The organism is Desulfosporosinus lacus DSM 15449, from assembly GCF_900129935.1.
Lineage (GTDB): Bacteria > Bacillota > Desulfitobacteriia > Desulfitobacteriales > Desulfitobacteriaceae > Desulfosporosinus > Desulfosporosinus lacus.
Genome location: NZ_FQXJ01000003.1, coordinates 1 through 15,338 on the forward strand (window position 1 = coordinate 1; position 15,338 = coordinate 15,338).

At 42.9% G+C, this 15,338-nt stretch carries 17 protein-coding genes and 1 rRNA gene; all 18 read right to left on the bottom strand.

The window, feature by feature from the left end; genetic code table 11:
- Positions 1 to 190: ribosomal RNA gene (locus tag BUB11_RS00015) — 16S ribosomal RNA — on the bottom strand; the annotation flags it as partial.
- A gap of 463 nt (positions 191 to 653) precedes the next feature.
- On the bottom strand, positions 654 to 2,141 hold the full coding sequence (gene lysS, locus BUB11_RS00020) for a lysine--tRNA ligase (RefSeq protein WP_073026845.1): 1,488 nt from the start codon (positions 2,139 to 2,141) through the stop codon (positions 654 to 656).
- A 190-nt stretch (positions 2,142 to 2,331) separates the two neighbouring features.
- A complete protein-coding gene (gene greA / locus BUB11_RS00025; protein ID WP_073026846.1) occupies positions 2,332 to 2,802 on the bottom strand; it encodes a transcription elongation factor GreA in 471 nt (156 codons plus the stop codon).
- A 234-nt stretch (positions 2,803 to 3,036) separates the two neighbouring features.
- Positions 3,037 to 3,993, bottom strand: a complete 957-nt coding sequence (dusB, locus tag BUB11_RS00030) for a tRNA dihydrouridine synthase DusB (RefSeq protein WP_073026848.1) — start codon at positions 3,991 to 3,993, stop codon at positions 3,037 to 3,039.
- 20 nt (positions 3,994 to 4,013) lie between these two features.
- The gene (locus tag BUB11_RS00035) at positions 4,014 to 4,781 is read right to left on the bottom strand and encodes a type III pantothenate kinase (RefSeq protein ID WP_073026850.1); all 768 of its coding nucleotides are present in this window, start codon (positions 4,779 to 4,781) and stop codon (positions 4,014 to 4,016) included.
- 22 nt (positions 4,782 to 4,803) lie between these two features.
- The gene (gene nadC / locus BUB11_RS00040) at positions 4,804 to 5,676 is read right to left on the bottom strand and encodes a carboxylating nicotinate-nucleotide diphosphorylase (protein WP_073026852.1); all 873 of its coding nucleotides are present in this window, start codon (positions 5,674 to 5,676) and stop codon (positions 4,804 to 4,806) included.
- Complete coding sequence (gene nadB, locus BUB11_RS00045; RefSeq protein WP_200797846.1) at positions 5,642 to 7,285, bottom strand: L-aspartate oxidase; 1,644 nt, start codon at positions 7,283 to 7,285, stop codon at positions 5,642 to 5,644. Before nadB ends, nadC begins: the two co-directional genes overlap by 35 nt.
- A gap of 18 nt (positions 7,286 to 7,303) precedes the next feature.
- The gene (gene nadA / locus BUB11_RS00050; protein WP_073026856.1) at positions 7,304 to 8,230 is read right to left on the bottom strand and encodes a quinolinate synthase NadA; all 927 of its coding nucleotides are present in this window, start codon (positions 8,228 to 8,230) and stop codon (positions 7,304 to 7,306) included.
- Between the two features lie 66 nt (positions 8,231 to 8,296).
- The gene (gene panD, locus BUB11_RS00055) at positions 8,297 to 8,680 is read right to left on the bottom strand and encodes an aspartate 1-decarboxylase (protein ID WP_073026858.1); all 384 of its coding nucleotides are present in this window, start codon (positions 8,678 to 8,680) and stop codon (positions 8,297 to 8,299) included.
- Entirely contained in the window at positions 8,673 to 9,530 is an 858-nt protein-coding gene (gene panC / locus BUB11_RS00060) for a pantoate--beta-alanine ligase (protein ID WP_073026860.1), read from the bottom strand. Before panC ends, panD begins: the two co-directional genes overlap by 8 nt.
- Positions 9,531 to 9,547: 17 nt before the next feature.
- Positions 9,548 to 10,432, bottom strand: a complete 885-nt coding sequence (locus BUB11_RS00065) for a Rossmann-like and DUF2520 domain-containing protein (RefSeq protein WP_073026862.1) — start codon at positions 10,430 to 10,432, stop codon at positions 9,548 to 9,550.
- Positions 10,433 to 10,719: 287 nt separating this feature from the next.
- Positions 10,720 to 11,199, bottom strand: a complete 480-nt coding sequence (folK, locus tag BUB11_RS00070) for a 2-amino-4-hydroxy-6-hydroxymethyldihydropteridine diphosphokinase (protein WP_073026864.1) — start codon at positions 11,197 to 11,199, stop codon at positions 10,720 to 10,722.
- Positions 11,200 to 11,204: 5 nt separating this feature from the next.
- Positions 11,205 to 11,570, bottom strand: coding sequence for a dihydroneopterin aldolase (gene folB / locus BUB11_RS00075; protein WP_073026866.1), 366 nt, complete (start codon positions 11,568 to 11,570; stop codon positions 11,205 to 11,207).
- Entirely contained in the window at positions 11,557 to 12,771 is a 1,215-nt protein-coding gene (gene folP / locus BUB11_RS00080) for a dihydropteroate synthase (RefSeq protein WP_073026868.1), read from the bottom strand. The genes folB and folP overlap by 14 nt, the downstream gene beginning before the upstream one ends.
- A 12-nt stretch (positions 12,772 to 12,783) precedes the next feature.
- On the bottom strand, positions 12,784 to 13,278 hold the full coding sequence (locus BUB11_RS00085; protein ID WP_073028133.1) for an HD domain-containing protein: 495 nt from the start codon (positions 13,276 to 13,278) through the stop codon (positions 12,784 to 12,786).
- 41 nt (positions 13,279 to 13,319) lie between these two features.
- A complete protein-coding gene (locus BUB11_RS00090; protein WP_073026870.1) occupies positions 13,320 to 14,030 on the bottom strand; it encodes a DUF881 domain-containing protein in 711 nt (236 codons plus the stop codon).
- Entirely contained in the window at positions 14,030 to 14,740 is a 711-nt protein-coding gene (locus BUB11_RS00095) for a DUF881 domain-containing protein (RefSeq protein WP_073026872.1), read from the bottom strand. The genes BUB11_RS00090 and BUB11_RS00095 overlap by 1 nt, the downstream gene beginning before the upstream one ends.
- A 125-nt stretch (positions 14,741 to 14,865) precedes the next feature.
- Positions 14,866 to 15,315, bottom strand: a complete 450-nt coding sequence (gene ndk / locus BUB11_RS00100) for a nucleoside-diphosphate kinase (RefSeq protein WP_073026874.1) — start codon at positions 15,313 to 15,315, stop codon at positions 14,866 to 14,868.
- Between the last annotated feature and the right edge of the window lie 23 nt (positions 15,316 to 15,338).

A 15,338-nucleotide genomic window follows, 5' to 3' on the forward strand; every position in this document is an offset into this window, starting at 1 on the left:
TAAGATTATCCGGTATTAGCCCTCGTTTCCAAGGGTTGTCCCGGCTTTATGGGTAGGTTACCCACGCGTTACTCACCCGTCCGCCACTAAAAACTTCTCTAAGTAAACTTATTGAAATTCTCCGTTCGACTTGCATGTGTTAGGCACGCCGCCAGCGTTCGTCCTGAGCCAGGATCAAACTCTCCAAAAAAAGTTATTTCACTTCAATGAAGAAGATGATTCGCTCATGATTTCTTTTGAAACTCTTTCGAGTTTCTCTCATTGGCTGTCCTTGTTGTTTAGTTTTCAAAGACCATCATGTCATTTTACGTCCCTTTAGGACCGAGTTATATCTTAGCATTTCTAACTTGCATTGTCAATACTAATTTATTCCAAACTTAAATTCTTAAAGGTGTACTTGTTTGCTTCGCTCTTCGCAAGTATTTTGTCGAGCGAACAAATAGTACTATACCATAACTGTATACCCCTCCTCAAATATGATTTGAATCCATAATATCATTATTATATCCCAAAACTATGCATATTCTTCCTGATGCTCCGTTTATCTGGATAATATATTTTTCGTTACAATATTTCTTAGCGGGTTTCAACATAATCCCTTATTGACAAAAGCTACCCAATTCTTAAATCGGGTAGCTTTAAATACTAATAGGTTACTCAACATCTTCGTCTTGAATATTTTCATCTCTTGGCCGCATCGTTGGGAATAGGATGACGTCACGAATTGACGCAGAATCCGTTAATAACATTACCAAACGATCTATTCCAATTCCCAGTCCACCAGTAGGCGGAAGCCCGTACTCTAGAGCTTGGACAAAGTCTTCATCCATGATATGAGCCTCATCATCCCCTTTAGCCCGCTCAGCAGCCTGCGCTTCAAAACGTTGTCGCTGATCAATAGGATCATTTAATTCGGAAAAAGCATTGGCAAGTTCACGTCCATATATGAAGGCTTCAAACCGATCCGTATATTCGGGGTGCTCAGCATTACGTTTAGCTAGCGGGGATATTTCTACGGGATGTCCGATTATGAATGTCGGTTGTATCAATTTTGGTTCCACGAACTCTTCAAAAAACTCATTGATAATCTTCCCGCGAGATGAATCCGACTCGACATGCAAACCTTTTTCTTGAGCTACAAGACGAGCTTGTTCATCCGTTATTATTTCTCTGAAATCTACTCCAGAGTACTCCAAAATTCCATCAAGCATTGAAAGTCGCCGCCATGGAGTCTCGAATTGGATAGGTTGTCCCTGATAAGTAATTTCCAAGGTACCGTGTATCTTTTGAACAATATGGGCAATCATCTCTTCGGTCAATTCCATTATATCTTCGTAATTAGCGAACGCTTGATAGAGCTCCATCATAGTAAACTCTGGATTGTGCTTGATTGAAATTCCTTCATTCCTGAAAGTACGGCCAATCTCGAATACTTTTTCAAACCCACCAACAATTAAACGTTTCAATGGGAGTTCAAGAGCAATCCTCAAATAAAGATCTATGTCAAGCGCGTTGTGATGCGTGCTAAATGGACGTGCTGCCGCTCCACCAGGAATTGTATGTAACGTGGGCGTCTCTACTTCAAGGAATTCCCGTTTTTCTAGAAACTCTCTCATAAACCGAATGATTTTACTTCGTGTTATAAATACTTGGCGAACATCGGGATTCATAACTAAGTCTAAATAGCGCTTGCGATAACGTGTTTCTACATTGGTTAGGCCATGGAACTTCTCTGGGAGCGGGCGCATTGCCTTGGATAGCAGTAAAACCTCACGCGCATGAATAGATATTTCCCCTCGCTTAGTCCGGAAAACCTTCCCTTTTACCCCAACAATATCTCCAACGTCAAATTTTGTAATTAAATCAAACATAGTCTGACCCAATTCGTCCATTCGGATATAACTCTGAATACGGCCATTAAGGTCTTGAACATGTGCAAAGATAACTTTCCCCTGATCACGCTTGCTCATAATTCGACCAGCAATACTTACTTCTTGGCCTTCTAATTCTTCAAAATGCTCTAAAATGTCAGCAGTTTTATGGGTTCGAATATAGCGATCAGCATAGGGTTCAATATCTGCTTGGCGAAGCATCTCAAGTTTTTCTAAGCGAATTCGCCAGAGGTCGTTGGTATTCTCCATCTTTATTCCTCCATAAATTATTCTCTAATTATCAATTTTACCAAACTTAGACTTCAATAAACAAGAAAAATCAATTTCAATAAATAAAGTGCAGCATCTGTACGTGGCCAAACCAGTCACAGAAACACTGCACTTACAAATACTTAGTTCTAATGTTTTCTCAAATTTGAGTGTACACTCTTACTTGATCCTACTTAATATCAAGAATTTGATAGTGTAAAATACCTGCTGGTACATTTACTTCAACTACAGATCCTTTAGTTTGGCCTAAAACTGCTTTTCCGACAGGGGATTCATTGGAGATTTTGTTGGTACCTGGATCAGCCTCAGCTGATCCGACAATAAAGTACTCTTCTTCCTCACCAAAGTCCAAGTCTTTCAGGAGCACCTTTGTGCCTACTGCCACGACATCTGTTCCCTCTAGTTCATCAATAATTCGCGCATTTCTAAGCATTTTCTCCAGAGTAATAATCCGACCTTCGATAAAGGCCTGATCATTCTTAGCATCATCATACTCTGAATTCTCACTAATATCTCCAAAGTCAATGGCCTGCTTAATGCGCCCGGCGACTTCCCGCCGCTTCACAGTTTTAGATAGCTCCAACTCTTCCTCAAGTTTTTTGAGGCCTTCTAATGTTAGAATAACTTCTTTTTCAGCCATATTTTCCTCGCTCCCTTTTCTCATCCTACGCATCGTGCTTCTATACTTTTCGTAACGCGCACTTTTAAAAAGTTATATGCGTAATTCCTTTTAAATCTAGGAACTCCTTGAAAGATTCCTCATTTACATTACTCGTTATTATAAGGACCTTGCAAAATATTGTCAAGGATGCGGCTGTTATCTATAACGAGATATGTCATCAAATTATTCGTTTTTTCTGCAAAAAATAACACTTCATCCTGTTATTCGGGTTAAGACAGCTCGCATTTCTCCCGGTGATCTCGTTTGCATAATTTCATCCCGGACTTGGGCTGCCTTCCTAATCCCTTTAATATACCACACCGCATGTTTTCTCATTTCATTAAGACCAATTCTTTCACCCTTATAACGCAACACACGCTCGAAATGCTGTAATGCTACCTGTATCCGTTCTTCAATTGAGGGTTCAGGCAATACGATACCATCTTTTAAAAAAGATTGGGTACGCGGAATAAGCCATGGATTGCCCAAGGCACCACGTCCGATCATTACCCCATCACATTCCGTTTGCTCGATTAATCTACCGGCGTCTTCAGGCTTAGAAACATCCCCATTACCGATAACCGGAATACTTACTGCTTGCTTTACCCTCCGAATCCATCCCCAGTCAGCATGACCTGAATAAAATTGCTCACGGGTTCTTGCGTGAACTGTTAGCATCTGGACACCTACCGATTCTAGACCTTTAGCCAGTTCAAGGGCCACAATTTCTTGATCGTTCCAACCAAGACGAATTTTTACGGTTACTGGTACATTAACGGCTTGTACGACAGCTGAGGCAATAGCTTGCGCACGGGGGAGATCCTTTAGCAGTGCCGATCCTTCACCATTCTTAACAATTTTCTGTGCTGGGCATCCCATGTTAATATCAATAACATTGGCGCTGGATTTCACGGCCAACAGGGCTGCTCGGGCCATTGTCTCTGGATCTGTACCAAACAACTGTACAATTCTCGGTTCCCCTTCTCCACTCAAATCCAGCATCTTCAAGGTTCTCGAGTTTTGATAAGTTAATGCTTTATCACTTATCATTTCCGTCCAAACATACTCTCCGCCCACTGCACAGACTGTTTCTCGAAATGCTTTATCTGTCACCCCAGCCAAAGGTGCCAGAAATACCGGGACTCCAAGTTCATAATGTCCTAACTTCATATTCTTATTCCTCTTAATTACTATTTCCTGTTACGTTCGTAGATTAATAAAAGTCCCTCAAGGGTTAAGAAGGGATCGACAGTTTCAATCATTTCCGATTCTTGAGAGATCATTTTGGCTAATCCACCTGTGGCAATTACTTTGGTCTCTGGTCCTAATTCCCCTTTCATACGTTTAACTATTCCATCCACCTGTCCAGTGAATCCATAATATATCCCGGATTGCATTCCAGCCACCGTATTTTTTGCGATAACTGAAGTGGGCTTAACCATTTCAATGCGAGGTAATTTTGAGGCCCTTTGAAAGAGGGCTTCTGTCGAGATCCCTATTCCTGGAGCAATCGCCCCACCTAAGTATTCTCCGCGTTTTGATACTACGCAAAATGTCGTTGCAGTTCCAAAATCGACAATAACAAGCGGTCCTCCATATTTAGTATATGCAGCTACTGCATTCACAATGCGATCAGCCCCAACCTCTCTGGGATTATCATAAATAATCGGCATCCCTGTTTTAACGCCAGGCCCCACGACAAGAGGTTCTACTCCAAAATACTTTCGAGCGAGAGATTCTAACGTAGGCATCACCGGTGGGACTACCGAAGAAATTACAACCGCACTAATTTCTTGAAAGGTCAAGCCGCTTAAATCGAATAAATTTTTAATAACCACCGCATACTCGTCCATAGTACGTGATTTATCTGTTGACACCCTCCAATGATGAGTTAATGTTCTCTCATCGTAGACCCCCAACACAATATTTGTATTACCCACATCAAATAATAGAATCATAATAACGCTCCTTTTGGCCCATTTAAAGTCCTCTTTCCCAGTTTGCTCTCGTCGTGGCTTTAATCTCGCCCAGGTCAAGACTAAAGTCCAAGGCCTTAACCGAATGGGTCAAAGCACCAATTGAAATCAAATCGACCCCAGTCTCAGCAACTTGACGAAGTTGATCTTCCTGAATCCCCCCTGAAGCTTCAACGATTGCCCGGTGGTCAATATAAAGAACTGCTTCCCGCATTTCCTCGATTCCCATATTATCCAGCATAATCACATCCACACCGCAAGCTACGGCGTCTTCCACCTGTTTGATCGTTTCACACTCAACTTCTATCTTAACCATGTGCCCGATCACGTCCCTTACCCTTTGAACCGCTTCTGTTAATCCACCCACTGCAGCAAGATGATTATCTTTTAACATCACTGCATCATAGAGTCCAAATCGGTGGTTATGCCCGCCTCCGACTCTTACCGCATATTTCTGTAAAGCTCGCCATCCTGGGAGAGTTTTTCGTGTATCCACAATACAGGTCGAAAGTCCAGTGACCTGGTCAACGGCACGCTTTGTTGCCGTAGCGATTCCTGAGAGGTGTTGTAAAAAATTTAAAGCTGTTCGCTCTCCCTGCAAAATAGTGCTTAAAGGGCCGTCCAGCTCGATTACAACCTCTCCTACCTTGACTTCATCTCCATCTCTCACTAATTTATGGACCTGTATCCGTTGGTCTACACGCTGAAAGACCTGCTCAACAAGTGCCAGACCAGCGACTATCCCATCCTGTTTAGCATATAGCTTTGCCAAACTGGTTAAATCCTCCGGAAAAATCCTAGTGCTCAGATCCCCCGTCCCGATATCTTCCATCAATGCCTGATCAATCAGCTCTTGAAACTGGAACGTAGCGTACATCATTATCCTCCTTATGTTGCAGAGAGTGCTTTTGCCAGGATTCATCAAGCCGCACGGGATAATCTGAACGAAAATGCCCGCCTCGACTTTCTTTACGATCTAAAGCGGCTTTGGCAATAGCTACTCCGACCGTCAACATGTTTACTGTTTCAAGTTCATGCACAGAACCTGCTGACAAAACTTCTCGCTCCCAACCCAGCAGTAACCCAACGGCCTCTCTAAGCCCCGTTTCATTTCTCAAAATACCCACCTTGTCCCACATTAAGTCTTGAATATGAGTCCTCAAGCTTTGACCATCTATGGCTTTCTGTGATCGATATATTCCCGTTCCATTAAGACTTCCCTCAGGACTAAGTACGTCCTCCCATGAAGGAGGTTTACCAGGACCCTTATCTCCTATCTTTTCTACGATACGCGCTCCAAAAACCAGTCCATCCAACAATGAGTTACTTGCTAGCCGATTAGCGCCGTGGACCCCATTACACGCGCATTCTCCAGCCGCATAAAGATGAGGCAGGCTTGATTCTCCATAGGAGTTTGTTGCGATTCCGCCCATCATATAATGAGCTGCCGGTGCAACTGGTAAAGGCATAGTTAATACATCCATCCCATACTTCAAACACGTTTGGTATATGGTAGGGAATCTCTCAAGGATCCTCTTTTCTCCGATAGGTCGAAAATCCAAATAGACTGAACCATGATTCATTTCTTCCCAAATTGCTCGAGCAACAACATCCCGTGCTGCAAGTTCTTTCCCAATAATGTTTTCCATAAAGCGTATCCCAGACGCGTTAATTAAATGTGCACCCTCACCACGCACTGCCTCCGAAATGAGGAAGCGGGGCGCATTAGGGATTAACAAGGCCGTAGGATGAAATTGAACAAATTCCATGTCCATCAAATCTGCGCCTGCACGCATGGCAACTGCCATTCCGTCACCCGTTGCAACACTAGGATTTGTTGTAAAGCTGTAGACCTGCCCCAACCCTCCGGTTGCCAGAACTACTGCATTTGCTAAGTGACTTTCCAGCTCCCCTGTTTCTCCATTAAGAACTAAGGCCCCAACAATATGCCCTCGATCATTTTCTAAAAGATCAATCACAAAACGTTCTTCAAATGTGGAGACATTCTGGCATGACTTTACCTTGGCAACCAAAGCACGTTCTATTTCCCACCCCGTAGCATCACCCAGAGCATGCAGTATTCTCCTCTGACTATGTGCACCTTCACGGGTGAGAGCAAGCTCCCCATCGTGGTAATCGAACTGAGCACCCATGCCCATTAATTCTTCAACGCAAATAAGCCCCTCTTCCACTAGTATCCTTACTGTCAAAGGGTCACAGAGCCCTGCTCCAGCTTTAAGAGTGTCATTTAAGTGCAACGTTGGAGAGTCAGCTTCATCAATGGCTACCGCGATCCCACCTTGGGCATGCTCTGTATTGCTTTCTTCAATTGTTTTCTTAGTAAGAACAGTAACCTTAAATTGTTCACTTGCTTTGATTGCTGTGTATAAACCAGCGATTCCGCTTCCCAATACAAGTACGTCCGAATCAAAGACCTTTACCCCTGTTTTAGACCAAGGGTATAAATATCGTCTCAACACGCCCATCCCCTGCTCTTCTGCTGCTTATAAGGCCAGCATTCGCTCTAATGCCGCTTTGGCTTTAACTCGTATTTCCTCTTTCACTGTAACACGTGGAGAGAGGTTTTTAAGTGCATCTCTTACCTTTTCTAAGCTTGTCAATTTCATATTTGGACAAACTAAACGTTCTGAAGCGAGATAGAATTTTTTCTCTGGACAAACTTGGTGGAGTCGATGTAAGATTCCTGACTCCGTCCCCACAATAAATTCTTGGTTTTCAGAGTTTTGAGCGTACTTTATCAATCCTGCTGTAGAGCCAACATAATCCGCTGCTTCGCAAATGTCTTCTCGGCATTCTGGGTGAACTATGACTTTGGCGGAGGGATGCTCATTCTTCGCTTGTTGAATGTCTTCCTTCGATAATCGGTCATGAGTTTTACAGTAACCAGGCCAGAACTGAAGGGAACGCCCAAGAATTTTGGCAGCGTAGCGGCCAAGATTTTCGTCCGGAATAAATAGGACGTTATCTCCTTGTAAAGACTGCACTACTTTCACCGCATTAGAGGAAGTACAGCAGATATCGCTCTCCGCTTTGACTTCTGCAGAGGAATTAACATAACATACCACCTGAACTTCGGGAACCCTCTTTTTATAAGCTCGCAAGCCTTCAGCATCAACCATGTCTGCCATTGGGCAACCCGCCTTTTGATCGGGCAGTATTACAACTTTGTTCGGGGATAGAATAGCTGCACTTTCTGCCATAAAGTGGACACCGCAAAAGACAATGATCTCCGCGTCTGTATTTGCAGCTTGTTGACTTAGTTGCAAAGAATCTCCAACGAAATCTGCAATATCCTGAACCTCGGGTCTTTGATAATAGTGGGCTAAAATAACTGCTTTGCGTTCTTTTTTAAGCACTTCAATCTCCGCAGCTAAAGTCTCAAATAAGTCTTGGCTAATGGTATAATTCATAAAATATTATGCCCTCCCTTGAGTAACAAAATCTTTTTTGAAGATTAGGTCTTTCGACTAAATTTGTCAATATTCCCGTCCATGAACTTCTTCTGAAGCAATCTTAGTTTCATGGTTTTTTTCATCGACAAAAACGACTTTAGGGGTATACTGATGAGCCTCTTCATCAGTTAACACCGCATAAGAAATAATAATTACTTGATCGCCAACTTGCACCTGACGAGCTGCCGCGCCATTTAAGCATATCACTCCAGAATTTCTCTCTCCGGGAATAACGTAGGTTTCAAGCCTTGCTCCGTTATTATTGTTAACGACCTGAACCTTTTCATTAATCAATAAATCCGCGGCCTCCATCAAAGCGACATCAATGGTAATACTGCCTACATATTGAAGATTCGCTTCTGTTACGACCGCCTTATGAATTTTTGATTTCATCATCGTTCTATACATTCGGCTTAACCTCCACTACTTTATTATCAATTAAACGGGTTGTCCCAAATTTAACTGCTAAAGCTAATAGCACCGGCCGCTTTATTTCTGTTACTTCAGACAAGTCACCAGCATCTCTTACCTCTGCATAGTCAATAATACCCTGACTCTCAAAAGTAATCCTTTCTCGCAGTTGCCTTTCAATTTCCCGAGCTGATCGTTGCCCCGTTTGTATGCTTAACTCTGCGGCAGCAAGACTCTTGGACAAGATTTGGGCTTTTTGCCGTTGTTCAGAGGTTAAAAAAATATTGCGGGAACTCATAGCTAACCCATCTTCTTCCCGAACAATAGGGACAGGGCAAATTTGAATTGGCAGATTAAGATCTCTCACCATACGTTCAATAATCAGATACTGCTGATAATCTTTCTGCCCAAAAAATGCCTTGTCAGGTTGGACAATATTGAACAACTTGTTTACAACAGTAGTGACTCCACGAAAATGTCCAGGCCGAGTTGCCCCACAAAGCATCGCATCTAATTGGCCTACCTCAACAAATGTAACCATCGGATTGGGATACATTTCTTCAACCGTCGGATGAAAAAGGGCATCAACCCCGGCCTCTTCCAAGAGCCGGACATCACGTTCTAAGTCTCTGGGGTAACGTGATAAATCTTCATTGGGGCCAAATTGCAACGGATTAACAAAAATGCTCACTATCAAGAAAGCATCCTTTTGTTGGGCTTGCGCAATTAATGATAAATGTCCACGATGTAAGAAACCCATCGTAGGCACAAAATTAATTTTTCGTCCCCGTTTTTTTTCCTCAGCTATCATCTTACGCAGTTCCTGGATATGTGAAGTTCTTTTCACATCTCACTCCACCTTTCTTATCGAAATTCAACGTCTAAATTTTGTCCGCCAAGCAACAATTTCAAAGTGTTTAGCTCCTCTAAAGGGTAGCTTAAGCCTTGTATAGCCCTCTTGTTTTCTCCTAACTCTAAAGCCTTTACTCCCAAGCTTTTATAAATCTCCGTGAGTTTAGACGGCAACTGATCTAAATGCCCTTTAATAACTTGTACATCTCCACGAGCAATTGGTCCGGTTAATGCTTGTGGCAACCCTACTTGCTCTAAATTAGAAAGTGTCCCTTTCATCAATGGTAATAAAGAAGCCAAGGCTTCCTCTCCTTGAATTCCTGCTGCTGCAAAAAGCTCTACAGCTAATGAAGCAAGTACTGCCAAATAATTCGAGGCAACAACAGCGCCAGCATGATACAGTGTCTTCTCATCAGCTAAAATTCTATGCGGAATTCCACCGAGATCTTTCACTATCTCCTCTCCCAGTACCTCTTCCTCTCCTTCTACTCCAAAGTGCGTTCCAGAAAGAATTGTCAGTGCATTATCCACACTTGCAAAGGACTGTAGAGGGTGTAACGACAAGCAACGCACAGGTAAGTCTTCCTGAACACGCAGAATGGTCGAAGGAAGCGAACCTGAACAGTGAATCCATATTTGCTCCGGAATAATTAGATCTTTTTCAACTAGATTCTCTGCAATCGATCGAATCATGCCATCCTGTGTCGTAATGAGCAAAAAATCAACTGCAGGCACAAGCTCCTCTAAAAGAAGATGATCAATATTGAGATAACTTCGAAACCGTTCATATGAGAGTCGACTTCGGGTATGAACCCCTAAACATTCATGACCTGCCTCTGTTAATTGCACTGCTAATGCGGTACCTACTATTCCAGCTCCAATTATTCCAAATTTCATTTCGTGCCTCCTTTCAAACGCAGTTTGATCATGCCATGGTGTTCACAGTAAGAAAATAGATTATCCATTCTCAGTGTGCCACATTTCGACATGAAGTCAGATCGGTATAAAAAAAACCTTCACGAGCGTGAAGGATATTTTCTCTCTCCTCCGTCTCAGTCATCAAGATCTAAGCGGTTTATTATTAAAATTTTATGAAAATAAATATTTATCCGTCTATTCAGATATATTTTTATAAAAAATAATTAATCTAAATCAGTACAATTCAAGAATGATATTGTCTGATATTAGATTTCCGTTAAACAGGTAAGGGGATAAACCTTACCATCTCCCACTGCTTCATTTATGGATCTGCCCGAGGGCAGAATGAGTTTTGGTGCAATTTCCCTTAATGGAGCAATCACAAAAGCACGTTCTTCCAAGTATGGATGAGGTAACCTTAATTCTTCTGTCTCACTTACTCTATTATCGTAAATTAAAAGGTCTATGTCAATGGTTCTTGAACCCCAATGTACCTTGCGCTCTCTCCCAAGGCTCAGTTCAATTTCTTGGCAAACATGAAGCAGGTCCAAAGGCTCCAGGGTTGTCTCAATCTCTATAACCAGATTCCAAAATAAAGGTTGATCTATCCCCCCCCAGGGTTCTGTTTCATATATGCGGGACATCGCCATTATTCTAATTGATCGGCCTCTCAAAGCCGAAATCGCCTCTCTAAGGTAAAAAGCTCGGTCCCCCATATTACTTCCCAACCCTAGATACACTTTCATCGCTTTCACCTGCCTCGCCAAATCTCCGCCGAAACATCTCTAATAATTCCTGGGATTGGTGCCTGTGGCTTGTGTACCTCTACTCGCACTGATTCACAGGCAAACTGCCCCAGTACCCTTTGGGCAATTTCTTCAGCCAGGCGTTCTATTAATAGATACCTGCCCTCAGTCACGCACGCTTTTATAACTTGGTATACCTCTCCATAATGAATCGTATCCTCAACTCGATCAGAAAAACCTGCCTGGCTCAAGTTGTGGAAAAGATCCATATCTATTAAAAATCTCTGTCCTAAAACATTTTCTTCGGGTAATACCCCATGGTAAGAATAGAATTCCAGTCCACGAAGGTGAATCACATCAAGCTCCGACATAATGGACTCCTCTCTGCCCCCTTACAATGGCATCTGCCATATGTATCGCCCTGCTATTTGCCTTAACATCGTGAACACGTATAATATCTGCCCCAGAAACAACACCCAGAACGCTGGTTGCCAGTGTCCCCTCTAAGCGCTCATTCACCCCTAGGTTTAAAGTATTTCCAATCATTGATTTGCGAGAAGCCCCTAATAATACAGGGTGTCCCAGCGTCTTGAATTCTGCTAAACGGGCCATTACCTCAAGATTCTGCTCTGTTGTTTTCCCAAACCCGATTCCTGGATCCAGAATAATCTGGTCTCCTGACAATCCCTGAGTTTCAGCCAATTCGATGCTCTTTTGCAAAAAAGCAAAAATGTCCCCCATAAGATGATGGTAGACAGTTCCATCCTGATTATGCATTACAACTACGGGCACTCGGTAATCCCCAACCACTCTAGCCATATCCGGATCTCTTTGCAATCCCCATACATCATTAATCATATGAGCACCTGCTTCAAGCGCTTTAGCCGCGACGCTCGCCTTATAGGTATCTATTGAGACAGGGACGGCTACTCGCTCTAAAAGCGCCTTCAGTATGGGCTCTAAGCGTTTCCATTCTTCTTCAGCACTTACACCCGCATAATTCGGCCGAGTAGACTCTCCGCCAATATCTAAAATATCTGCGCCTTCGTCAATCAAACGTTGTGCTTGTGAAATAGCGTCTTCAATACTAGCGTATCTGCCCCCATCGGAGAATGAATCTGGGGTTACATTTAGAATCCCCATGACAAGGGTGCGCTCTCCCAGTATGAGTTCTTTTCCTCGACAATTTAGACTGCGGGTCATCGATGGCTCCAAGGCAATAAGTAACTGCTTGAGGGCCTGGCCGATCTTCTTCAGTCCAAATGGTTGAGCTGACACCTTTTTCGCAAGGTGCTCTAGTTGCCGAACTGTACCCAGTAACATAACATCTGTTGCATCTATGCTATTTGTGATTACATCCCGATGAACTGCAGCATCTCCACCAACAGAGAGCATCTCTTGCTTAAGAATATGGGCTACACGTAACGGAACCTGCTCTAATTTTATCGCACGGCCAATTCCTTTACCTGCCATGTTTGCGACTCCTGCCGGGTCAGATCCAATCTGAGTCAACGCCATCTTAGCTTCTGACGAGTTATCAATCGTAACCCAACGCATTCCATATATTTGCATTGCGGTCCCTCCTTAGTACACAACTTGTTTCATTGCGGGCTTAAACTTGTGACATAAAGTTTGAGCGGAACAATATCGACAATCTCTAGACCAATCATCCGCATTAGCTAATACCTCGCCAAGTAATGTCAGATTGTCATCATGATGCCGACGATGTTCACGGATTCCTCCCAGGATTATCCCTATATCTTCCGGGCAAAAATTACACGCTTCAAGCAAGGGGAGTGCTAAGCGGGCACTTGCCTCAGCGTGATCTTCACCCGTTTGGTATTCTACCCATCGTCCGATATCATGCAGTAATGCAGCAGCGTAGATTGCTTCTTTAGACAGACTTACATCCCCTTTTTCCAGCAGGTAAGCATAGGAGATGCGTGCAACACTTAACCCATGTGCAAAGCCATGTTTACAAAATCGTCGTTCCTTTTCTAAATTATCAATTTTCTCTATATAGCAAATATAATCTTCATGGTCCAATAGCTGGTTGACGCGAGCCATTGAATGTAACATATAGCCACACTCCCAAGATTTCATCTCATTTCCCCCAAAACTTAAGCCCCTGAGTCAGCTAAGGATCTCGCTTCCTTAAACGAATATGACCCTTTGTAGGATGGGATACGCAGAGTTTTCCTTGCTATACTTACAGTCATACCTCTATCTTTAAGAGTTTTTCCATCCAGTTGGGAAACATAGTCGAGAAGCGTTTCCTGATCCCCGATGGCACTAAATTCATAAGGGTTTCCCTCTGTACGATTTATAGGCACTTTGTTTACTAGGATGGTCGAACTTCCGCTCAAAACAATATCTGTAGAACCAACAATCCGTTGACCATTGATGCTGATTGCTTCAGCACCAGCCAGTTTTAAGGTATTGATCATTCTTAAAATTTCATCCGTATAAAGCGGAAATGTTACCTTTTTATTACGGTCGTCGATGCTTACCAAAATTCCTGGTCCTTCTACTTCTTGTGTACCATCAAGCATTTTCAATTGTTTGAGATGTACAAGCAGTTGAGGATCCGTCCCTACTTGGTTACGTGCTAAGTCCAGCTTTTCAGACAGGTCCTTATGTCTTTCCTGAAGCAGAGCATTTTGCTCCTGAGAATTCACCAGCACGGCTTTCATTTGAGACATACGTTGTTCACTAATTTGTTCGGCAGCAGATACATTCTTTTGAGTTTGAGCCTGAAGGGCAATTAAAAAACCTAGGGCAATCGCTACCATAGTGACTGGTAAAGCTAGGGTTCTTTTCCAACGTTGCATTACGTTCCCTCCTTAATGGGTTCCGCATAATGATAATCTCTCAATCTGCCAGCCGGAGTCTTTATATCGTCTAAAACCTCAAGTTTGCGAGTTATTCCATACTGTTCCTGATACTCCCCGAGTCTATCCCATCCATAAAAATTAAGGGCAGCAGATAAATTATATGAATCACCGATAGCCCCAATCACATAAGGGGGCATTTGACGAGTGCCATTGATCTGGATAAACGATCCACCACAAAACACTTCTGTATATGTCATCACGCGCTGACCATTGACCGCAATAGCTTCCGCTCCACCATTCCATAGAGCATTCAAAATTTCTTGAATGTATTGTTCATGAATTACAAAATTATTTAAGTTTTCTTCTCCAGTGGCTACGCGAGTGGAGTCATCCAAAGTGATTTGCACACCTGGACCCGTGAGCTCAATTAAGCCCGCATTCATCATGGCTTCTTTTACTTGCTCATTTAGCAATGAGGAGGCGCTTTGACCCTGGGCATATTTAATTAATTCTTGCTCTATTTTATCATTTTCTACGGAAAGCTGTTGATTCTCCTGTTCCGTTTTAATCAAACTAGGGATAGCAGTTTCCTGTTGTGTCACCTGACTGCCCGCAACACCCTGCGCTTTAATCAGCAGGACAAAGAGAAATCCTAGCAAAATTGCAGAAAAACCCAGCAGAGACCGTTCTTTTCTATCCAGATGCATTTGATACACCTCCATAATACCAACTTTAGAAAACTTAGCAGGCCCTAGATGACCATAAGTTATACTATCTGACTAGTATTTGAAAAAAGGACACCCCTGCGGGCGTCCCTTATTAAATTTCTTATTTATTCACTCAGCCATTCATCGCCAGCTTTACGATAGTCAACAAGTTCTTCGGGTTTAAAGTAAAGGGCAATTTCGCGGTCAGCACTGGCAACCGAGTCTGATCCGTGAATAACATTTCTGCTAATATCCATCCCATACATCCCTCGAATAGATCCCGGGTTTGAATTTGCAGGATTTGTTGCGCCCATTAACTCACGAGCCAAAGCTACTACGTTTTTACCTTCCCAGACCATTGCTACGACCGGAGAAGACATAATGTAGCCAACCGTCGGCTCAAAGAACCCTTTGCCCCTATGTTCAGCATAATGCTCTTCCGCCAAGGCACGATCTACTTGAATTAACTTCATACCCGCAAGTTTGAAGCCCTTTTTCTCAAAACGATTAATTACCTCTCCGACTAATCCCCTCTGAACTGCATCCGGCTTGAGCATAATAAATGTACGTTCCATTCTTCCTTCTCTCCTCTACAATC